Genomic DNA, 19883 nt, shown 5'->3' with positions numbered 1-19883 from the left:
AAAACACCGCAATCCCTGTGGGAGCGGGCTTGCTCGCGAAAGCAGTGTGTCAGCCAACACATGCATCAACTGACAGGGCCCCTTCGCGAGCAAGCCCGCTCCCACATGGGAACTGTGGCGTTGCTGGCTGTTGCGGTCAGCCTCGCCGGTTGCGCCGGTCTGCCCGACCAACGCCTGGCCAATGAAGCGCTGAAACGTGGCGACACCGTCACTGCCCAGCAGAACTACCAGCAGCTCGCGGATTTGGGCTACAGCGAGGCCCAAGTGGGCCTGGCGGATATCCAGGTCGGCACCCGCGACCCCGAGCATATCAAGCAGGCCGAAGCGACGTACCGCGCGGCCGCCGATACATCGCCCCGTGCCCAGGCACGCCTGGGCCGCCTGCTGGTGGCCAAGCCCGGCGCGACCGAAGCCGAACACCATGAAGCCGAAGGCCTGCTGAAAAGAGCCTTTGCCAATGGCGAAGGCAACACCCTGATCCCGCTGGCAATGCTCTACCTGCAATACCCGCACAGTTTCCCGAACATCAACGCCCAGCAGCAGATCAGCAAATGGCGCGCCTCGGGTTACCCGGAAGCCGGTCTCGCCCAGGTGCTGCTGTATCGCACCCAGGACACCTACGACCAGCACCTGGATGAAGTGGAAAGCATCTGCAAGGCGGCGCTGAACACCACCGATATCTGCTACGTCGAGCTGGCCACGGTCTACCAGAAAAAAGCCGAGCCGGAAAAACAGGCCGACCTGCTCAAGCAGATGGAAGCCGGCTACAGCCGCGGCACCGTCACCGCCCAACGGGTCGACAGCGTGGCTCGTGTACTGGGTGATGCAAGCCTGGGCAAGACCGACGAAAAAACCGCCCAGGCCCTGCTGGAAAAAATCGCCCCCGGCTACCCGGCCTCCTGGGTCAGCCTGGCGCAACTGCTCTACGACTTCCCGGAACTGGGCGACGTCGACCAGATGATGAAGTACCTCGACAACGGCCGCGCCGCCGACCAGCCCCGCGCCGAACTGTTGCTGGGCAAGCTCTACTACGAAGGCAAGTGGGTCCCGGCTGACGCCAAGGCCGCCGAAGAACACTTCCAGAAAGCCGTCGGCCGCGAAGTCGCCGCCGACTACTACCTCGGCCAGATCTACCGCCGTGGCTACCTGGGCAAGGTCTATTCGCAAAAGGCCCTGGACCATCTGTTGACCGCTGCGCGCAACGGCCAGAACAGCGCCGACTTCGCGATTGCCCAGCTGTTTTCCCAAGGCAAGGGCACCAAGCCCGACCCGCTTAACGCCTATGTCTTCAGCCAGTTGGCCAAGGCCCAGGACACGCCGGAAGCCAACGACCTGGCGACCCAGCTCGAAGCGCCGCTGACCCCGGAACAACGCGCCGAAGGCCAACGCCTGGTGCAACAGGAGCTGGCCGTGCGCGGCACCCTGGCCCAAAGCACGCTGCAATTGCACGCCCTGCAAGAAGAAGACGGCGAGGAATCCCTATGAAGCTCAACCCATTCGTCAAGGCCGGTATCGGCCTGACCTTCGCCCTGCTGTGGTCGTGCCCGACCCTGGCGGCGCTGACCGAAGCCAAGAACTTCGGCCTGGAAGTCAAAGTCACCGGCCAGTCCGAAGATGACCGCGACCTGGGCACCCAGAAAGGCGGCGACGTCAACGGCATCGGCCTTGACCTGCGCCCGTGGATCTACGGTGAAAGCGGCAACTGGAGCGCCTACGCCATGGGCCAGGCCGTGACCTCCAGCGACATCATCGAGACCGACACCCTGCAACAGTCCTCGGATGACGCCACTCAACAGACCAGCAATGACGACCGCAAGAGCAAGAAGAACTACCTGGCGATGCGCGAGTTCTGGGTCGCCTATGGCGGCTTCACGCCCTACCCCGGCGAGATCCTCAAGCTTGGTCGCCAACGCCTGCGCAATGACGACGGCCAATGGCGCGACACCAATATCGAAGCGCTGAACTGGACCTTCGACACCACCTTGCTCAAGGCCAATGTCGGCGTCGCCGAGCGCTTCAGCGAATACCGCACCGACCTCAAGGAACTGTCGCCCAAGGACAAGGACCGTCAGCACCTGTACGCCGACGCCGCCTACCAGTGGACGCCAGGCCAGTGGATCGGCCTGCGCGCGCACCACACCCATGATGACGGCAAGCTCGACTACCCGGAACCGGGCGTGGCCTCCGACTCGCTGGACAAGCGCGAGAACGGCGACCTGACCTGGCTCGGCATCGAAGCCAACAGCGACGCCTACAACTGGCGCAACACCAACACCGTCAACTACTGGGCGAGCGTCACCGGCATGCAGGGCGACCGCGACACGGTCAACGCCTTGAACGCCGACGGCACCCGCCCGGCCAACGCCAAGCGCAGCGATGACGTGAATGGCTGGGCCACCGATTTGGGTGTACGCCTGCGCCTCGACCCGCAGTGGCAAGTGGGCGCCGCCTACTCCCGCGCCAGTGCCGAATACGAGCAGAACGGCCTGCAAAGCAACCGTTCGAACTGGACCGGTACCCAGTCCCGCGTCCATCGCTTCGGCGAAGCGTTTCGCGGCGAGATGAACAACATGCAGTCCATGAGCCTGTTCGGGTCCTGGCAGCTGCGCGAGGACTATGACGCAAGCCTTGTGTACCACAAGTTCTGGCGCGTAGACGGCAACAAGCCGGTGGGCAGCAACGGCATCGATGCCGTGCAGAACAACACCGATGACGTGACCGGCGCGATCCTGTCCAGCACGTCCCTGCCGCTTGAAGACGGCAAGAAAGATCTCGGCCAGGAGATGGACCTGGTGGTCACCAAGTACTTCAAGAAAGGCCTGCTGCCGGCCGGGCTCAGCCAGTCGATCGACGAGCCGTCGGCCCTGGTGCGCTTCCGTGCAGGCGTGTTCAAGCCGGGCGACGCCTATGGCAGCCAGGTCGACTCGTACATGCATCGCGCCTTTGTCGACGTGATCTGGAAGTTCTGATGGGAGCCTGCGCAATGAAGTCTCAAAGCCTGCTCGTCGCGGCCATGCTGTTGGCCAGCGCCTCGGCCTTCGCCGACAAAGCGCCGACCATCGCCAAAGAGCTGCAACAGGCCAAGACCTACACCATCTCCAGCCCGCCGACCGAGCCGCTGGAGATGGCCAAGCCTGCGCTGCCGGACGTGTCCGGCTACACCGCGGCCAATATCGCGAAAAAGATCGTGCGTACCAAGCCAGGCAAAATCAGCATCCGCCGGATGATGCAGGAAGACGCCCTGAAGGACTTCATCGGCGGCGACAACAAGATGGCCGAATGGGTAGTGCGCCAGCACGGCATTCCCCAGGCGATCTTTGTCGACGACGGCTACATGAACCTCAAGGACCTGCTGAAGAAAGTGCCCAAGCAGTACTTCAGCGAAACCTCGCCGGGGGTGTTCCTGGCCAAGTTGCCGATCGTGGTGGGCCGTAAAGGCATCCTCGAAATCGACAAGCAGACTCAAGAGCTGCGCCTGTCCCAGGAAGCCGGTTCGTTCCTGATCAACGACGGCCAACTGTTTGTGCGTGACACCAGAATCACCGGCTGGCGCGAGAAGACCAACGGCCCGGCGACCTTCCAGTCGCCCAAGGAATTCCGCCCGTTCCTGCTGGCCTGGGGCGGCACCGAGACCTACATCGCCAACAGCAAGATGGCCAGTTTCGGCTACGCCAACAGTAAGTCGTATGGCGTGAGTATTTCCCAGTACACGCCGAACATGGCCAAGGTGCTCAAGCGCCCCGAGCCGACGGGCTGGATCGTCGACTCCGAGTTCTCGGACATGTGGTACGGCTTCTACTGCTACGAAACCACCGGCTTTGTGCTCAAGGGCAATACCTACAAAGACAACATCGTCTACGGCATTGACCCCCACGACCGTTCACACGGCCTGATCATCACCGACAACACCGTCTACGGCACGAAGAAGAAGCACGGCATCATCATTTCCCGGGAAGTGAACGACAGCTTCATCTTCAACAACCGCAGCTTCGACAACAAGCTCTCGGGCCTGGTGATCGACCGTAACAGCGTCAACAACCTGATCGCCGACAACGAGATCTACCGCAACCACACCGACGGCATCACCCTCTATGAGAGCGGCGATAACCTGCTGTGGGGCAACAAGGTGATCAGCAACCGTCGCCACGGCATCCGCGTGCGTAACAGCGTGAACATTCGCCTGTACGAGAACATTGCCATGGCCAACGGGCTGACCGGCGTGTACGGCCACATCAAGGATTTGACCGACACCGACCGCGACATCGCCCTCGACCCGTTCGACACCAAGGTCTCGCTGATCGTGGTCGGCGGTGAACTGGCCGCCAACGGCAGCGGGCCGCTGTCCATCGACTCGCCGCTGAGCGTCGAGCTGTACCGCGTATCGATGCTTGCGCCGACCAAATCCAGTGGCATCAGCTTCTCGGGCGTTCTTGGCGATCGCCAGGAAGAGATCCTCGACTTGCTGGTACGCCAGAAGAAAGCCGTGCTGATCGACCCTGTCGAACGCCAGACCGAAATGCAGGACTGAGGATGACCTTTATGCACCCACACATGATCAAACTGCTCAGCCTTTCGGGTTTGACCCTCGGCCTGCTCGCGGCCAGCCAGGGCGTGCGCGCCGACGAAATCAAGGCGCCAACCTTCACCGCCGAACCGTGCTGCAGCCTGTGCCCGGCCGCCCACGACGCGAAGAACTACACCACGCGCTACCAGCAGAACTTCACCACCCTGGTGCAAGCCCAGGGCGATTGGCTGTTCCGGACCCAGGAAGACCTGCGCACCGAATTCGACACCAGCCCCGCCGGCTACAAACGCATGCAGCAGCTGCACGATGCGTTCAAGAGCAAGGGCGTGGAACTGGTGGTGGTCTACCAGCCAACCCGTGGCTTGGTGAACCGCAACAAGCTCAACCCTGAAGAAAAAGCCAGGTTCGATTTCGACAAGGCCCTGGGCAATTACAAGACCATGCTCGGGCGCTTCGCCAAGATGGGCTACGTCGTACCGGACCTGTCGCCGCTGACCAACGAGCAACTGCCGGACGAGTTACCGGCCCACGATTTCTACTTCCGCGGTGACCAACACTGGACGCCATACGGCGCCCAGCGCACCGCCAAAATCGTCGGCGCCAAAGTGCGGGCGATGCCTGAGTTTGCCGGCATCCCGCAACGTGAGTTCGAGACCAAACGCTCCGGGCGCATGGGCAAGACCGGCACCCTGCACAACATGGCCGGGCAACTGTGCGGCACCAGCTACGCGATCCAGTACATGGACCAGTTCACCACCGAGCCCAAGGGCGAAGCGGCGGACGGCGACCTGTTCGGTGATTCCGGCAACCCGCAGATCACCCTCGTGGGTACCAGCCACAGTGGCAAGAACTACAATTTCGCCGGCTTCCTGGAACAGGAAATCGGTGCCGACATCCTTAACGTCGCCTTCCCCGGTGGTGGCCTGGAAGGCTCGATGATCCAGTACCTGGGCAGCGAAGAATTCCAGAAGACCCCGCCGAAGATCCTGATCTGGGAATTCTCGCCGCTGTATCGCCTGGACCAGGAGACCATCTACCGCCAGATGATGTCGCTGCTGGACAACGGCTGTGAAGGCAAGACCGCCCAGATGAGCGCCAGCACCACGCTGAAACCCGGCAAGAACGAATTGCTGGTGAACAGTTCGAACAAAGACCTGCGCAACAGCAGTCACCAGGTCGACATCCGCTTCGCCGACCCATCGGTGAAAACCCTGCAAGCCACCCTCTGGTACATGAACGGGCGCCACGAGGACATCAAGATCGAGAAACCCGAAACATCCGATACAGACGGGCGTTTCGCCTTTGAACTGCGCACCGATGAAGACTGGGCCACGCAAAACCTGCTGGCCGTGGAAGTGCAGGGCCCTGAAGCGGGCCAGGCCGCGCAGAAAGTCGAAGCGAAAATTTGCACACGCAACGTATTCCCCGCCGGTGGTCAACAGACTGCTTCAACGGGGCAATGAGGTTACTTATGCAGAAGTTATTGATTCCAACGCTGCTGGGCCTGGCGATGTTTGCCGGCCAAGTCAACGCCGCCGCACCACTGCGTCCGCCCCAGGGTTATTTCGCCCCGGTGGAAGCATTCAAGACCGGCGACTTCAAGAATGACTGCGACACCATGCCCGCGCCATACACCGGCTCGCTGCAATTTCGCAGCAAGTACGAAGGTTCGGACAAGGCTCGTTCCACCCTGAATGTGCAGTCCGAAAAAGCTTTTCGCGACAGCACCGCCGACATCACCAAGCTGGAAAAAGACACCAGCAAGCGCGTGATGCAATTCATGCGTGACGGCAGGCCGGAGCAGTTGGAATGCACGCTGAACTGGCTCACGAGCTGGGCCAAGGCCGATGCATTGATGTCCAAAGACTTCAACCACACCGGCAAGTCCATGCGCAAATGGGCACTGGGCAGCATGGCGTCGGCCTATGTGCGCCTGAAGTTCTCCGACTCTCATCCGCTGGCCAACCACCAGCAGGAGTCGCAGTTGATCGAAGCCTGGTTCAGCAAAATGGCCGACCAGGTGGTGAGCGACTGGGACAACCTGCCGCTGGATAAAACCAACAACCACTCCTACTGGGCTGCCTGGTCGGTGATGGCGACCTCCGTCGCCGTGAACCGCCGCGACCTGTTTGACTGGGCCGTGAAGGAATACAAGGTCGGCGCCAACCAGGTGGATGCCCAAGGCTTCCTGCCCAACGAATTGAAGCGTCAGCAACGGGCCCTTTCGTACCACAACTACGCCCTGCCGCCGCTGGCGATGATCGCCAGTTTTGCCCTGGTGAACGGTGTGGACCTGCGCCAGGAAAACAACGGCGCGTTGAAACGCCTGGGTGACAAGGTGCTGGCCGGGGTGAAAGACCCGGAGATCTTCGAGCAGAAGAACGGCAAGGAACAGGACATGAAGGACCTCAAGGAAGACATGAAATTTGCCTGGCTTGAGCCCTTCTGCACCCTCTACACCTGCGCCCCGGATGTGATCGAGCGCAAGCACGGGATGCAGCCGTTCAAGACGTTCCGCCTGGGGGGTGACCTGACCAAGGTCTACGACCCGGCGCATGAGAAAGGCAACAAAGGCAGCTGACGAAACGCACTTCAAATGTGGGAGCGGGCTTGCTCGCGAAGGCGGTGTATCAGTCGCCCTCTGTGTTGAATGACACACCGCATTCGCGAGCAAGCCCGCTCCCACATTTTGAGCCGGTTTCGTCAGTGGGAATGTAATACCGCCCCTCTCCGTTTTCGGTGGGGGGTTTGGGGGGGCCGTTGGCCCTTGACTGTTGGTTAAACATGGAGAGATCGGGATGGTTTTCTCGTCCAATGTGTTCCTGTTCCTGTTCTTGCCGATCTTCCTCGGCTTGTACTACCTGAGCGGGCAACGCTATCGCAATCTGCTGCTGCTGGTTGCCAGTTATGTGTTCTACGCCTGGTGGCGAGTGGACTTCCTGGCGCTGTTCGCCGCCGTGACGCTGTGGAACTACTGGATCGGCCTCAAGGTCGGTGCGGCAGGCGTGCGCACCAGGCCGGCCCAGCGCTGGCTGCTGCTGGGCGTGGCGGTCGATCTGTGCATCCTCGGCTACTTCAAGTACGCCAACTTCGGTGTCGACAGCATCAACCTGATGATGAAGTCGGCCGGCCTTGAGCCTTTCATCCTGACCCACGTGCTGTTGCCGATCGGGATCTCGTTCTACATCTTCGAGTCCATCAGCTACATCATCGACGTGTACCGCGGCGACACCCCGGCCACCCGCAACCTGATCGACTTTGCGGCGTTCGTGGCGATCTTCCCGCACCTGATTGCCGGCCCGGTGTTGCGCTTTCGCGACCTGGCCGACCAGTTCAACAACCGCACCCACACCCTCGATAAATTCTCCGAGGGCTGCACGCGGTTCATGCAGGGTTTCATCAAGAAGGTGTTTATCGCCGACACCCTGGCGGTGGTCGCCGATCATTGCTTCGCCCTGCAAAACCCCACCACCGGCGATGCCTGGCTCGGCGCACTGGCGTACACCGCGCAGCTGTACTTCGACTTCTCCGGCTACAGCGACATGGCCATCGGCCTGGGCTTGATGATGGGTTTTCGCTTCATGGAAAACTTCAAGCAGCCGTACATCAGCCAGTCGATCACCGAGTTCTGGCGGCGCTGGCACATCAGCCTGTCCACCTGGCTGCGTGACTACCTGTACATCACTCTGGGCGGCAACCGTAAAGGCACGCTGACCACCTACCGCAACCTGTTCCTGACCATGCTCCTCGGTGGCCTGTGGCACGGTGCGAACATCACCTACATCGTGTGGGGCGCCTGGCACGGCATGTGGCTGGCGATTGAAAAAGCCATCGGCCTCAACACCGCACCGCGCAGTTTCAACGTTGTGCGCTGGGCCTTCACCTTCCTGCTGGTGGTGATGGGCTGGGTGATCTTCCGCTCGGAAAACCTGCACGTCGCCGGCCGTATGTACGGCGCGATGTTCAGCTTCGGCGAGTGGTCGCTGTCGGAACTCAACCGCGCCAGCCTCACCGGCCTGCAAGTGGCAACCCTGGTGGTGGCGTACGCAACCCTGGCGTTCTTCGGCCTGCGGGACTTCTACAGCAACCGCCCACCGGAAAAAACCAAGCCTGCGGTGAACACCCAGGCCGATGGCCCGGCGACTGCGCAACCGGGCTTGATCAAGGCCGTACCGGGCGACAACCCGGGCAGCATCCATGAGCCCGGCTACACCGTGGGCACCGAGGCCACCGTGCAACCGGCCTACTGGAGCGCCACCTGGCCACGCTACGCCATGCGCGCCGCAGTACTGCTGCTGTTCGTGGCGTCGATTCTCAAACTTTCGGCGCAGAGCTTCTCGCCGTTCCTTTACTTCCAGTTCTGAGGGAGCCGACCATGACCCGTTCATTACGCGTCCTCTACATCGCCTTGTTCCTCGCCGTGCTGCTGGCGTTGGGCGCCTGGTCGATGCGCAGTTTCCTGGGCTTCAGCACCAACGCCGACGCCACCGTGCTCAACGGCCGCTGGACCAAGGCCGTCGAGACCCACTACGACGACCAGTTCCCGATCAAGCGCCTGGGCACCAACCTCTGGGCAGCGCTGGACTACAAGCTGTTCAACGAAGGCCGCCCTGGCGTGGTGATTGGCCGCGACCACTGGTTGTACAGCGACGAGGAATTCAACCCGATCGTCAACGAAGACCAGAACCTGCAAGGCAACTACGCCTTGGTGGAAGGCGTGCGCCAGAAGCTCAAGGCCCAGGGTATCCAACTGGTGATGGCGATCGTGCCAGCCAAGGTGCGGCTGTACCCGGAACACGTGGGTGAAGTGCAGCCGGCGAGCATCCGCGCCGGTCTGTACCAGGACTTCCATGCCCGCATGGCCGCCGACAAGATCGTCGCCCCCGACCTGATGGGCCCGCTGCAACAGGCCAAACTGCACGGCCAGCAAGTGTTCCTGCGCACCGACACCCACTGGACCCCGGACGGCGCTGAAGTGGCGGCCAAAGAATTGGCCAAGACAATTGCCAACAAAACGCCCCTGAGCGGCGAGCCTCAACGCTTTGTCACCGAAGCCGAGAAGACCGAGCCACACAAGGGCGACCTGCGCCTGTTCCTGCCGCTGGACCCGCTGTTCGAAAACCTGATGCCGCCCAAGGAGCCACTGCAAAAACGCGTGACGCACCTGGCTGAAACCAAGGGCGACGATGCGCTGTTCACCGACAGTGAAACCCCGGTGGCACTGGTGGGCACCAGCTACAGCGCCAACCCGAACTGGAACTTTGTCGGCGCGCTGAAGCAAGCCCTGGGCAGCGACGTCATCAACTACTCCGAAGACGGCCACGGCCCGATCCTGCCGATGCTCAGCTACCTGAAAAGCGACGACTTCAAGAACAGCCCGCCACAGGTGCTGATCTGGGAGTTTCCCGAGCGTTATCTGCCTGTGAACAACGAAATCGGCGATGCCGACCCGCAGTGGGTTGCGCAGCTCAAACAAGCCGGTATGCGCCAACAGAACATGGCTATCAACACCCCCACCGTTAAAAACATGAACTCCGAGACGCCCGACCGGGCGCAAAACTGAAAGAGAGGTAACTCACATGACTTTCACTACTAACCTCGCAAAAACTTTTGCCCTCGTCGCCGGCATGAGCGTTGTTTCGATGTCCGCCTTCGCCGGTGGCGACGCCGCCCTCTACGGTCCCGTCGCGCCAAAAGGCTCGAGCTTTGTGCGGGTGTACAACGCCAGCAACCAGGAAGTCAGCGCCACCGTCGGCAGCACCAACCTCAACGAGGTTGCACCGCTGGCCAGCAGTGACTTCAGCTTCATGCCGGGCGGTGACTACAGCGCCAAGGTCGGCAGCCAGACCCTGCCGGTCAAGCTCGCCGCCGACCACTACTACACCCTGGTCAGCAGCGGCAGCGGCCAACCGCAACTGATCGAAGAACCGCCGTTCAAGAACAAGCAGAAATCCCTGGTGCGCGTGCAGAACCTCAGTGACAAGTCGCTGACCCTGAAAACCGCCGATGGCAAGACCGACGTGGTCCAGGCCGTGGCCGCCAAGGGCCGTGGCGAGCGCGAGATCAACCCGGTGAAGGTCAGCCTGGCGCTGTATGAAGGCGATAAAAAAGTCGGCGACGTGAAGCCGGTAGCTCTGGAACGCGGTGAGGCCGCAGTGCTGTACGTCACCGGCACCGGCGCCAACCTGTCGCCAGTGTGGGTGAAACGCCCTGTGTCGACCCGCTGATTAGATTTTCAGATTGACGCTGCCCCTTGTGGGAGCTGGCTTGCCTGCGATGCGGACAACTCGGTGTATCAGGTACACCGAGGTGATGCCATCGCGGGCAAGCCCGGCTCCCACAGGCTCTAACCAAATTTGATTCAAGGAGAAACACCATGATCCCAGTAATCCTTTCCGGTGGTAGCGGCTCACGTCTTTGGCCGCTTTCGCGTAAACAGTTTCCCAAGCAGTTCCTGGCCCTGACCGGCGAGCACACCTTGTTCCAGCAAACCCTGGAGCGCCTGGTGTTCGACGGCATGGACGCGCCCATCGTGGTGTGCAACAAGGACCACCGCTTTATCGTCAACGAGCAACTGGCTGCCCGCAAACTGGAAACCCAGCGCATCCTGATGGAGCCGTTCGGCCGCAATACCGCGCCGGCCGTGGCCCTGACGGCGATGATGCTGGTCAACGAAGGCCGCGACGAACTGATGCTGGTGCTGCCCGCCGACCACGTGCTGGATGACCAGAAAGCCCTGCAACGCGCCCTGGCCCTGGCCACTGTGGCGGCTGAGCGTGGCGAAATGGTGCTGTTCGGTGTGCCGGCCACCCGTCCGGAGACCGGCTACGGCTATATCAAGTCGACCAACGATTCGCTGCTGCCCGAAGGCGTCAGCCGCGTGCAACAGTTCGTGGAAAAACCCGATGAAAAACGCGCCGGCGAATTCGTCAAGAGCGGTGGTTATTTCTGGAACAGCGGCATGTTCCTGTTCCGTGCCAGCCGCTTCCTCGAAGAGCTGAAAAAACACGATCCGGACATCTACGACACCTGCCTGCTGACCCTGGAACGCAGCAACCAAACCGCCGACACCATCGACATCGACGAATCCACCTTCGCCTGCTGCCCGGACAACTCCATCGACTACGCCGTGATGGAAAAAACCCAACTGGCCTGCGTGGTGCCATTGACTGCCGGCTGGAGCGACGTGGGTTGCTGGGCATCGCTGTGGGACGTGAATGAAAAAGACGCCAACGGTAACGTCAGCAAGGGCGACGTGGTGATCCAGGACAGCAAGAACTGCATGATCCACGGCAACGGCAAGCTGGTGTCGGTGATTGGCCTGGAAAACATCGTGGTGGTGGAAACCAAGGACGCGATGATGATTGCCCACAAGGACAAGGTCCAGGGCGTCAAGCAGATGGTCAACACCCTCAACGAGCAGGGCCGCAGCGAAACCCAGAACCACTGCGAGGTGTACCGTCCATGGGGCTCGTACGACTCGGTGGATATGGGCGGGCGCTTCCAGGTCAAGCACATCTCGGTGAAACCGGGCGCGTGCCTGTCGTTGCAGATGCACCACCACCGCGCCGAACACTGGATCGTGGTCAGCGGCACCGCCGAAGTCACCTGTGACGAGAACGTGTTCCTGCTCACCGAAAACCAGTCCACCTACATCCCGATTGCCTCGGTGCACCGTTTGCGTAACCCGGGCAAGATTCCATTGGAGATTATCGAGGTGCAGTCCGGCAGCTACCTGGGTGAAGACGATATCGAACGCTTTGAAGATATCTACGGTCGATCCACGCCAATCGAGCGTGGCGTTTCGGTGAAAACCATCGCGCAGTAAACAGAGCAGCACAACAAGCCCCCGCCCCACCGACTGCGTCCCCTATCCGCAGCCGGTGGGCCGGGGGCTTTTTCTTTGGGGCCGGGGAACCCGAAGATGGTCAACTCCACCTACGCTTGGTTAGGATGCCCGTTCCGTTTTCGAGGTTGTTGCCATGTTCTTTGGTGTCTTGCTGATTATCACCTGGCTGATCCTCTTGCTGCGCTACCCCGCCAGGGCGTTGCCGGTTTCCCTCGCGGCCGCCGTCGGCCTGGGCCTGGTGGCGGTATGGGTGGTGTGGCTGGACAACCGCGAGGCCCAGCAATTGGCACGCCTGGAACTGCGTACCGTCTACGCGCCGAAAGAATGCCCCGCAGACCGCCCGCTCAAGCTCACCTTGAACAACGGCAACAACGTACCGCTGACCGAACTGCGTTGGCGCATCGCCGCGTATGCGCCGGGCGATACGGTCAACCTGGCAGACAACGTGTACGCTGCCCCGCGCTATCGCGGCCCCGGCGAACTGCAGGCCGGCGCCACCTGGGAAGACTGCCTGCCAGTGCCGCCGCTGCGCCCCGGCTACCGCCCGCAAACCCTGGAATTTCGTGCCGAGCATTTGCAAGGCAGCTTCTCTGACTGATAACGACAAAGGACTGATCCATGCCCAACGTACTGATCACCGGGTGCTCCAGTGGCATTGGCCGTGCCCTGGCGGACGCCTTCAAGCAAGCCGGCTTTGACGTGTGGGCCAGCGCCCGGCGCAGCGAGGATGTGGCGGCACTTGCCAGCGCCGGCTTTAACGCGGTGCAACTGGACGTCAACGACAGCGCTGCACTGGCGCAGTTGGCCGGGCAGGTCGGCGAGCTGGATGTGCTGATCAACAACGCCGGCTATGGCGCCATGGGCCCGTTGCTCGACGGCGGCACCCAGGCGATGCAGCAGCAATTCGAGACCAACGTATTCTCAGTGGTCGGCGTGACTCAGGCGCTGTTCCCGGCCCTGCGTCGCCGTAAAGGGTTGGTGGTGAATATCGGCAGCGTGTCCGGCGTGTTGGTCACACCGTTCGCCGGTGCGTATTGCGCCTCGAAAGCCGCAGTGCATGCCTTGAGTGATGCGTTGCGCATGGAGCTCGCACCGTTTGACGTGCGGGTGATGGAAGTGCAGCCAGGCGCCATCGATACAAGTTTTGCAAAAAACGCCGGCACCCAGGCCGAACTGTTGATCAATGAAAAGTCGCCCTGGTGGCCACTGCGCGAAAGCATCCGCGCCCGGGCCAAGGCCTCCCAGGATCGGCCTACGCCCGCCAGCCAGTTTGCGGCAGACGTGCTCAAGGCCGTGCAACAGGGCACGCCGCCGCGCCTGTTGCGCTCGGGTAATGGTTGCCGGGCACTGCCGTGGATGGCGGCGCTGTTGCCCAAGGGCTTGCTGGAGACTGTCTTGAAAAAACGCTTTGGCCTGAGCGGCCAGCTCTAAGAGCCCCCGCCTCCCCGTGGCGAGGGAGCTTGCTCCCGCTGGGCTGCGCAGCAGCCCCAAAACCACCCATCCAAGTTTCCTGAAAGAATGCGCTGACCTTTTCAGGGGTGCTTCGCCCCCCAGCGGGAGCAAGCTCCCTCGCCACACGGTTTCTCGGCTGATCAGCCTTTCATGAAATCAATGAAGGCCCGCACTTTCAGGGGCAAATGCCGGGTATCCGGGTACAACGCATACACCCCCTGCGGCGCAAATCGATACCCCGGCAGCAACCGCACCAAACGCCCCGCATCCAGGTCTTCCTGCACCAGCCACTGGGGCAGGATCGCCACGCCATGCCCGCGCACCGAAAACGCCTGGAGAATCGCGGCACTGTCGGCAACCAGTGAAGCCTTGCCGGGGCCTGGACGGTACAGGTGCTCATGGCCGGCCGGGTCGAGCACCGTCAACTCCGTGAGCCGCCCGTGCCCCAGCTTGGGCAGTTGCTCCAGTTCTTCCAGTGTAGCGACCCCGGCAAACCCCGGTGCAGCCACGGCGAGGATTTCGTAGCTCGACAGCTGCACCGCCCGATGATTGGAGTCGAGCATCCGCCCCAATCGAATAGCTACATCGAAGCGCTCGGAGATCAGGTCGGCGTGGCTGGAGGAGGTGGATAACTGGATGTTCAATTCCGGGTGCAGGCCGCGAAAGGTTTCCACTGCCGGCACCACCACCGCCAATCCGTATTCGACGGTGGTGGTGATCCGCAATGTGCCCTTGAGCTGGCTGTGCTCCGAACGGGCCTCTTCCACCGCCAGGCGCGCTTCTTCCAGCATGCGCGTGCAGCGCAGGTAAAAGCGTTCGCCCGCATCGGTCAGTGCCAGTTGCCGAGTACTGCGGGTCAGCAGGGTCACGCCCAGCTCGGCTTCCAGGCGCTTGAGGTTGAAGCTCACCACCGCTCGCGTCTGCCCGAGGACATCCGCGGCTGCCGTCAACGAACCGGCCTCGACCACGGCCTTGAAGGTGTCGAAACGATCCAGGCTGACCATATGCCACGCGCTCCTTTGTCAAAATATTTTTGACAAACTAACAGTCAAACCGCTGTTTCCCAAGTGCCCGCACCCGCCTACCCTGCCGCCATCCACAGCAGGAACCGCGCAATGACCTACCGCTCGAAAGTTACCTGGATCTTTCTACTGGGCTTCGCCCTCGACCTGGTGAACATGTTTGTCGCCACCATCGCTTACCCGGACATCGCCCGCGAGTTGCACGCCTCGGTCACGCAACTGGCATGGATCGGCAACGCCTACATGCTCGGCCTGACCGTGGTGATTCCCCTGAGCGTTTGGCTGGCGGCGCTGCTGGGTGAGCGCCGGTTGATTGCCGTCAGCCTGTTGCTGTTCGGCGTAGCCTCGGTGCTGGTGGGCCAGGCCGCCTCGATTGAAGCGCTGATCGGCTGGCGCCTGTTGCAGGGCTTGGGTGGCGGCTTGTTGATTCCGGTGGGGCAAGCCTTGGCCTATCGGCATTTTCCGCCGGCAGAACGCAGCCAACTGACAGCCAGGGTCATGCTGGTGGCGCTGCTGATTCCGGCGTTGTCGCCAGCATTGGGCGGCCTGGTGGTGGACAGCGTGTCGTGGCGCTGGATCTTTTTCGCCAACCTGCCGCTGGCGCTGATCACCGTGATGCTGACCTTGCGCTGGCTGGTGGCAGACACGCCCGCGTCCACACGCCCGGCGCTGGAGCTCGGTCACGTATTGGGCCAGGCTCGCCGCCCGATGCTGCGGGTCGCGATGCTGGTTTACCTGTTCATCCCGGGGGTGTTTATCGGCACCAGCCTGGTGGCGATTCTTTATCTGCACGGCCTCGGCTTTACCGCCAGCCACATCGGCGCGCTGATGCTGCCGTGGGCGCTGGCCTCGGGGCTGGCGATTGCCTTGAGCAAAAAACTGTTCAATCGCTGCGGGCCGAGGCCGCTGCTGCTGGCGGGCATGCTGCTGCAAGCCCTCGGCATCCTGTTGCTGATCGAGCCGCACCCGGTTGTCGTGGTGCTCGCCTACCTCCTGATGGGCCTGGGTGGCAGCCTGTGCAGCAGCACCGCGCAAACCCTCGCCTTTCTCGACATTCCGGCCGAGCGCATGGGGCATGCCAGCGCCTTGTGGAACATCAATCGGCAATTGAGTTTTTGCCTCGGTGCCGCCGTGCTCAGTGGGGTGCTGGCTGCGCTGGACTCGTTCACCGTCACCTTCGCGATTGCCGCGGCGTTGACCCTGTTTCCGTTATTTGCCGTACTGTGCCTGGATGCGTCCAAGGTACGGACACTGCTTCACCCTGCCAGCGAGCCCACACGATGATTGACTACCGCGATTTTTTTGATGAAGTGATCCAGGCCCATGTCGAGATCGAGCAATGGTTTGCCGGCACAGCCCCCGAGGGAACACTGGAGGTTTTGCTGAGGCGTTTTTCGCCGGACTTTTCCATGATCACCCCGGCGGGCAAACAACTGGATTTTGCACTGCTCAACCAGCTGTTCAGCCAGGCTGGCGGCAAGCGGCCCGGGTTCAAGATCAGCCTCAGCGAGTTTGCCGGGATTGACCGACATGCCCGTGGCGCGACGGTGAGTTATCGCGAGCAGCAGGTGGATGGCAGCGGTGCCCAAACCGATCGGCGATCGACCGTGGTGTTTGAAAAGCAGGCCAGTGGCGCCCTGCTGTGGCGCCACTTGCACGAGACGTTTCTACAGTCCTGACACGGTCAAAATGTGGGAGCGGGCTTGCTCGCGAATGCGGTGGATCAGTCGATATTTTCGTTGACTGACAAACTGCCTTCGCGAGCAAGCCCGCTCCCACATTCAGTTCTGTGTTTGGTTGACGATCACGGTGCAGGTGATCCCCGCCGCCAACAGCACACCTTCCGGCACTTCATCGATATGAATCCGCACCGGCACCCGCTGGGCCAGGCGCACCCAGTTGAACGTCGGGTTCACATCGGCGATCAACTCGCGGCTCTCCGGGTTGTCCCGGTCGTAGATGCCGCGCGAAATGCTTTCCACGTGGCCCTTGAGGGTTTCGCCGCTCATCAACTGCATGTCGGCCTTGTCCCCGACTTTGACGTGGGGCAGCTTGGTTTCTTCAAAGAAGCCGTACACCCAGAACGAGTTCATATCCACCACCGCCATCTTCGCCTCGCCAATACGCGCGTAGTCGCCACGGTGCACGTTGAGGTTGGTGACGTAGCCGTCGACCGCCGCCACCACCTGGGTGCGCTTGAGGTTCAGTTGCGCCGCTTCAAGCTGGGCCAGGGCATGTTGGTAGTCGGCCAGGGCCGAGTCGGCGATGTTACTGGCGTCGTCGCGGTTTTCCTTGGAGATCACCAGGGCGTCGAGGTCGGCGCGGCGGTGGGCGTTGACCCTGCGCATCTCCCAGGTGGCCTTGCGGGACGCCACCAGGGATTGCGCCTGCTTGACCGCAATCTGGTAATGCTCGGGGTCGATCTGCATCAGCAGGTCGCCCTTTTTCACCAACTGGTTGTCACGCACCGGAACGTTGACCACTTCGCCGGTGACGTCGGCGGCGACGTTGATGATGTCGGCGCGCACCCGGCCATCGCGGGTCCAGGGAGTTTCCATGTAGTGCACCCACAACGTGCGGCCAATCCAGATCGCCAGGGCCAGTACCAGCAAGGTCGCGAGCAGGCTGAAAAACTTTTTCATCGGGGCATTCTCAACGGTAGACGGTCAGCGCCAGGGCGCCGAACAAGCAAGCGAACAGGCTCAGGCGCAGCAGCGCCGGGTGCCAGAAAAAACGGTACAGGTCAAAGCCGGCCAGAAACCGGTCAAGGGCCCAGGCCAGGCCCGCCGCGATCAGAAACATCAGGGTCATGGTAGGCATGTAGACGCCGTGGAAGGCGATTTCACGAGGCATGGGCGGGTCCTTCGGACTTGAGGGCAGCCAGGGGTGATTGCGGGTCCAGCAATGAGGTGCGGATAAAGTGCAGGTAGCTTTTCACCCGGCGCAGGGCCGAGGTGTCGAAGTGCGGGGCGAAGGGTTCGTCGGTGGCCTGCACCCGGCTGATGGCGTGGTCCACGGCGACCAGGCTGCGCTCCAGGTTGCTGGCGCTGGGTTGCAGGAACAGCCGCACCAGCGAGCGGCCCATCACCCGGATCGCCTGGCGCCACGGCTGGGACTCGGCATACGCCGGGTGCACCGGCAGGATCGCCTGTTCCTTGCGCAATTCGATGATTGAGTGGCCGACTTCCAGCACCACGAACATCCAGCGCAGCAGGTTGCGTTGCACCTGGGGTTGCCCGGCGGCAAAGCCGTAGGCCTGGTGCAGCAGGTCGCGGGTGCGGCTTTCGAAACCCGACGCCAGGCCCTTGAGTTTACCGCTGATGGCGAACACCACTTGCTCGCGCAAGTCCTGCTCCAGCCGACGCCACAACCAGCGGCTGTTGGGCGGCAGGATGATCGCGCCCGCCGCCGCACACACCAGCATGCCGATGACCATGGCGATGTAGTCGTTGATGAAGGTATAGGGGTTGTAGATCGTGAGGTTGTCCGGCACCGAGCCAGTGCTGAAGAAGATCAGCAACCCGACGCCGACTCCCGCGTACTGCGGGCGCGAAGCCAGGAATGAACCGAAGATGATCACCGGCGCGAGCATCACGCACAGCAACGGGAAACCGTCGATCCAGGGGAACACGAAGAACATTTCGACAAAGCCCACCAGCGCCCCGATCAAGGTGCCGCAAGCCATTTGAAAGGCCATGCGCTTGGGGTTGGGGGTGGCGGCCGACAAACCCACCGTCGCCGCGGCGATCAGGGTCATGGTGGCGCCACTGGGCCAGGCCGTGGCCACCCAGTAACTGCCGAGCACGATCAGGATAAACGAGGCGCGAATCCCCGAGGCGGCGCAGGCCAGCCAGTTGGTTTTGGGGGTGTAGGGTTCGTCCCAGTGTTCGCGCTCGTGGCTGTGATCCGCCAGGGATGCGTGGGTCTGGGCGTAGTTGTGCAAGTCGTCGACGAAGCGGTACAGCAGCTCATAGGCGGTGTGAAAGTCCAACAGTTCGGCGTCGCTGGGGGCGCTTTCCTGGAAGCGGGTGCGCAGGCTGCGCACCTTGGCGGGCAGGCCTTCCTTGTAGGCGTTCAACTGATTGGCCAGGCGCGCCGCATCGGGGCTGGTGAGCGCACGGCCGGAAAAACCGTCGAGCAGTTCCGCCAGGTCTTGCAGGCCCGGCTTGATGGCAGCCACCACGTGATCGGCCTCCTGGCTGCGCAGGCGCTCGAGCAATTGGTGCAAGGCGTTGAAGCGCGTGGTGATGCCCATGAACTCGCTGTTCAAGCGCGTCAGCCGGCCATTGCGCCGACGCATGTGCGGGTCTTCGAACACGGTGATGCTGCGCAGCCCTTCCAGGCCCACGGCTTCGGCGATAAAGCGCACGTTGCTGCGTTCAAAGCCTTCGCGCTCGCTGCGACCGCGCAGGCCGTCGGTGACGAACAGCGCGAACACACCGAAGCGCTGGTACAGGGCGTTGCGCATCGCAGCGCTGGAGGTTTGCGGCAGGATCGCGGCGCTGACCAGCGTGGAGCAGACAATCCCCAACGAGATTTCCAGGACTCGCCACACCGCCGCCATAAACGCGCCGTCGGGATGGGCCAGGGCCGGCAAGCCAACCATCGCCGCGGTGTAGCCGGCCAGCACAAAACCGTAGGCGCGAAAGTTGCGATTGCGGGTCGCGCCAGCAGTGCAGATGCCGACCCAGATCGCCAGCGAACCGAGGAACAGTTCAGTGTTCTGCGCAAACAACGCGATCAGGAACACCATCACCGCCGAGCCCGCCAGGGTGCCCAGGAAGCGGTAGAAACTCTTGGCGAACACCTGGCCGCTTTGCGGCTGCATCACAATAAACACCGTGATCATCGCGGTACGCGGTTGCGGCAATTCCAGGCGCATCGCCAGCCACAGCGTCAGGAAGGCCGCGATCAGCACCTTGAAAATATAGACCCAGGTCACGCCATCACTGCGCGCCCAATCGAAGAAACCACGGCGCCACTCAAGCGAGTGCAACCAGCGCAGCGGTGCAGGCAAGGGAGTCATCGCATCCTA

Annotated in this window: 17 protein-coding genes; 13 read left to right on the top strand and 4 right to left on the bottom strand. The window is 62.1% G+C overall.

Annotated features, from left to right (window positions below; translation table 11 throughout):
- The first annotated feature begins 105 nt into the window (after nucleotides 1-105).
- The 11 genes from algK to HX807_RS00840 all read left to right on the top strand — a co-directional run bounded on the left by algK (nucleotide 106) and on the right by HX807_RS00840 (nucleotide 13805).
- The gene (gene algK / locus HX807_RS00890; RefSeq protein WP_218174027.1) at nucleotides 106-1485 is read left to right on the top strand and encodes an alginate biosynthesis TPR repeat lipoprotein AlgK; all 1380 of its coding nucleotides are present in this window, start codon (nucleotides 106-108) and stop codon (nucleotides 1483-1485) included.
- A complete protein-coding gene (locus HX807_RS00885; RefSeq protein WP_177049053.1) occupies nucleotides 1482-2969 on the top strand; it encodes an alginate export family protein in 1488 nt (495 codons plus the stop codon). Before algK ends, HX807_RS00885 begins: the two co-directional genes overlap by 4 nt.
- Nucleotides 2969-4528, top strand: a complete 1560-nt coding sequence (gene algG / locus HX807_RS00880; RefSeq protein WP_043225844.1) for a mannuronan 5-epimerase AlgG — start codon at nucleotides 2969-2971, stop codon at nucleotides 4526-4528. The genes HX807_RS00885 and algG overlap by 1 nt, the downstream gene beginning before the upstream one ends.
- 11 nt (nucleotides 4529-4539) lie before the next feature.
- The gene (locus tag HX807_RS00875; RefSeq protein WP_076014451.1) at nucleotides 4540-5988 is read left to right on the top strand and encodes an alginate O-acetyltransferase; all 1449 of its coding nucleotides are present in this window, start codon (nucleotides 4540-4542) and stop codon (nucleotides 5986-5988) included.
- Between the two features lie 8 nt (nucleotides 5989-5996).
- The gene (locus HX807_RS00870) at nucleotides 5997-7106 is read left to right on the top strand and encodes a mannuronate-specific alginate lyase (RefSeq protein ID WP_177049052.1); all 1110 of its coding nucleotides are present in this window, start codon (nucleotides 5997-5999) and stop codon (nucleotides 7104-7106) included.
- Nucleotides 7107-7323: 217 nt separating this feature from the next.
- Nucleotides 7324-8889, top strand: coding sequence for an MBOAT family protein (locus HX807_RS00865; RefSeq protein ID WP_087692834.1), 1566 nt, complete (start codon nucleotides 7324-7326; stop codon nucleotides 8887-8889).
- Nucleotides 8890-8900: 11 nt separating this feature from the next.
- A complete protein-coding gene (locus HX807_RS00860; protein ID WP_003216279.1) occupies nucleotides 8901-10088 on the top strand; it encodes an alginate O-acetyltransferase in 1188 nt (395 codons plus the stop codon).
- 16 nt (nucleotides 10089-10104) lie between these two features.
- The gene (locus HX807_RS00855) at nucleotides 10105-10752 is read left to right on the top strand and encodes an alginate O-acetyltransferase AlgF (RefSeq protein ID WP_008434181.1); all 648 of its coding nucleotides are present in this window, start codon (nucleotides 10105-10107) and stop codon (nucleotides 10750-10752) included.
- A 149-nt stretch (nucleotides 10753-10901) separates the two neighbouring features.
- Nucleotides 10902-12353 carry a mannose-1-phosphate guanylyltransferase/mannose-6-phosphate isomerase gene (locus tag HX807_RS00850; RefSeq protein ID WP_177049051.1) on the top strand — a complete coding sequence of 484 codons (1452 nt, stop codon included), beginning with the start codon at nucleotides 10902-10904 and terminating at the stop codon, nucleotides 12351-12353.
- Nucleotides 12354-12507: 154 nt separating this feature from the next.
- Nucleotides 12508-12972 carry a hypothetical protein gene (locus tag HX807_RS00845; protein ID WP_003216273.1) on the top strand — a complete coding sequence of 155 codons (465 nt, stop codon included), beginning with the start codon at nucleotides 12508-12510 and terminating at the stop codon, nucleotides 12970-12972.
- 20 nt (nucleotides 12973-12992) lie between these two features.
- On the top strand, nucleotides 12993-13805 hold the full coding sequence (locus HX807_RS00840) for an SDR family oxidoreductase (protein ID WP_177027778.1): 813 nt from the start codon (nucleotides 12993-12995) through the stop codon (nucleotides 13803-13805).
- 161 nt (nucleotides 13806-13966) lie between these two features.
- On the opposite strand, the gene HX807_RS00835 is transcribed toward HX807_RS00840, so the two are convergent.
- Nucleotides 13967-14830: a LysR family transcriptional regulator gene (locus tag HX807_RS00835; RefSeq protein WP_177049050.1), complete on the bottom strand. Its 864-nt coding sequence runs from the start codon at nucleotides 14828-14830 to the stop codon at nucleotides 13967-13969.
- A gap of 111 nt (nucleotides 14831-14941) precedes the next feature.
- Here HX807_RS00835 and HX807_RS00830 point away from each other — a divergent pair, with 111 nt between their 5' ends.
- Both HX807_RS00830 and HX807_RS00825 read left to right on the top strand, forming a co-directional pair.
- Nucleotides 14942-16132 carry an MFS transporter gene (locus HX807_RS00830; protein WP_177049049.1) on the top strand — a complete coding sequence of 397 codons (1191 nt, stop codon included), beginning with the start codon at nucleotides 14942-14944 and terminating at the stop codon, nucleotides 16130-16132.
- Nucleotides 16129-16527 carry a DUF4440 domain-containing protein gene (locus HX807_RS00825; protein ID WP_177049048.1) on the top strand — a complete coding sequence of 133 codons (399 nt, stop codon included), beginning with the start codon at nucleotides 16129-16131 and terminating at the stop codon, nucleotides 16525-16527. The genes HX807_RS00830 and HX807_RS00825 overlap by 4 nt, the downstream gene beginning before the upstream one ends.
- Nucleotides 16528-16629: 102 nt before the next feature.
- On the opposite strand, the gene HX807_RS00820 is transcribed toward HX807_RS00825, so the two are convergent.
- From HX807_RS00820 to HX807_RS00810, 3 genes are read right to left on the bottom strand one after another with little or no spacing between them, the layout of a single operon-like run.
- Nucleotides 16630-17490 carry an HlyD family secretion protein gene (locus HX807_RS00820; protein WP_177049047.1) on the bottom strand — a complete coding sequence of 287 codons (861 nt, stop codon included), beginning with the start codon at nucleotides 17488-17490 and terminating at the stop codon, nucleotides 16630-16632.
- Nucleotides 17491-17500: 10 nt separating this feature from the next.
- On the bottom strand, nucleotides 17501-17701 hold the full coding sequence (locus HX807_RS00815) for a DUF1656 domain-containing protein (protein ID WP_003216262.1): 201 nt from the start codon (nucleotides 17699-17701) through the stop codon (nucleotides 17501-17503).
- Entirely contained in the window at nucleotides 17691-19874 is a 2184-nt protein-coding gene (locus HX807_RS00810) for an FUSC family protein (protein ID WP_177049046.1), read from the bottom strand. Before HX807_RS00810 ends, HX807_RS00815 begins: the two co-directional genes overlap by 11 nt.
- Nucleotides 19875-19883: the final 9 nt, after the last annotated feature.

This window comes from Pseudomonas sp. D8002 (assembly GCF_013385695.1).
In the GTDB taxonomy this organism is placed as follows: domain Bacteria; phylum Pseudomonadota; class Gammaproteobacteria; order Pseudomonadales; family Pseudomonadaceae; genus Aquipseudomonas.
Note: the sequence above shows the minus strand (reverse complement) of the source record. Positions and strands in the feature narration are given on the sequence as shown.

Bases quoted from the DNA above. Each gene is read 5' to 3' on its own strand.
- HX807_RS00855 (WP_008434181.1), top strand. From the start codon at position 10,105: ATGACTTTCACTACTAACCTCGCAAAAACTTTTGCCCTCGTCGCCGGC.
- HX807_RS00830 (WP_177049049.1), top strand. From the start codon at position 14,942: ATGACCTACCGCTCGAAAGTTACCTGGATCTTTCTACTGGGCTTCGCC.
- HX807_RS00870 (WP_177049052.1), top strand. From the start codon at position 5,997: ATGCAGAAGTTATTGATTCCAACGCTGCTGGGCCTGGCGATGTTTGCC.
- HX807_RS00820 (WP_177049047.1), bottom strand. From the start codon at position 17,490: ATGAAAAAGTTTTTCAGCCTGCTCGCGACCTTGCTGGTACTGGCCCTG.
- algK (WP_218174027.1), top strand. From the start codon at position 106: ATGGGAACTGTGGCGTTGCTGGCTGTTGCGGTCAGCCTCGCCGGTTGC.
- HX807_RS00840 (WP_177027778.1), top strand. From the start codon at position 12,993: ATGCCCAACGTACTGATCACCGGGTGCTCCAGTGGCATTGGCCGTGCC.
- HX807_RS00865 (WP_087692834.1), top strand. From the start codon at position 7,324: ATGGTTTTCTCGTCCAATGTGTTCCTGTTCCTGTTCTTGCCGATCTTC.
- HX807_RS00835 (WP_177049050.1), bottom strand. From the start codon at position 14,830: ATGGTCAGCCTGGATCGTTTCGACACCTTCAAGGCCGTGGTCGAGGCC.
- HX807_RS00850 (WP_177049051.1), top strand. From the start codon at position 10,902: ATGATCCCAGTAATCCTTTCCGGTGGTAGCGGCTCACGTCTTTGGCCG.
- HX807_RS00810 (WP_177049046.1), bottom strand. From the start codon at position 19,874: ATGACTCCCTTGCCTGCACCGCTGCGCTGGTTGCACTCGCTTGAGTGG.
- algG (WP_043225844.1), top strand. From the start codon at position 2,969: ATGGGAGCCTGCGCAATGAAGTCTCAAAGCCTGCTCGTCGCGGCCATG.
- HX807_RS00845 (WP_003216273.1), top strand. From the start codon at position 12,508: ATGTTCTTTGGTGTCTTGCTGATTATCACCTGGCTGATCCTCTTGCTG.
- HX807_RS00825 (WP_177049048.1), top strand. From the start codon at position 16,129: ATGATTGACTACCGCGATTTTTTTGATGAAGTGATCCAGGCCCATGTC.
- HX807_RS00885 (WP_177049053.1), top strand. From the start codon at position 1,482: ATGAAGCTCAACCCATTCGTCAAGGCCGGTATCGGCCTGACCTTCGCC.
- HX807_RS00875 (WP_076014451.1), top strand. From the start codon at position 4,540: ATGCACCCACACATGATCAAACTGCTCAGCCTTTCGGGTTTGACCCTC.
- HX807_RS00815 (WP_003216262.1), bottom strand. From the start codon at position 17,701: ATGCCTCGTGAAATCGCCTTCCACGGCGTCTACATGCCTACCATGACC.
- HX807_RS00860 (WP_003216279.1), top strand. From the start codon at position 8,901: ATGACCCGTTCATTACGCGTCCTCTACATCGCCTTGTTCCTCGCCGTG.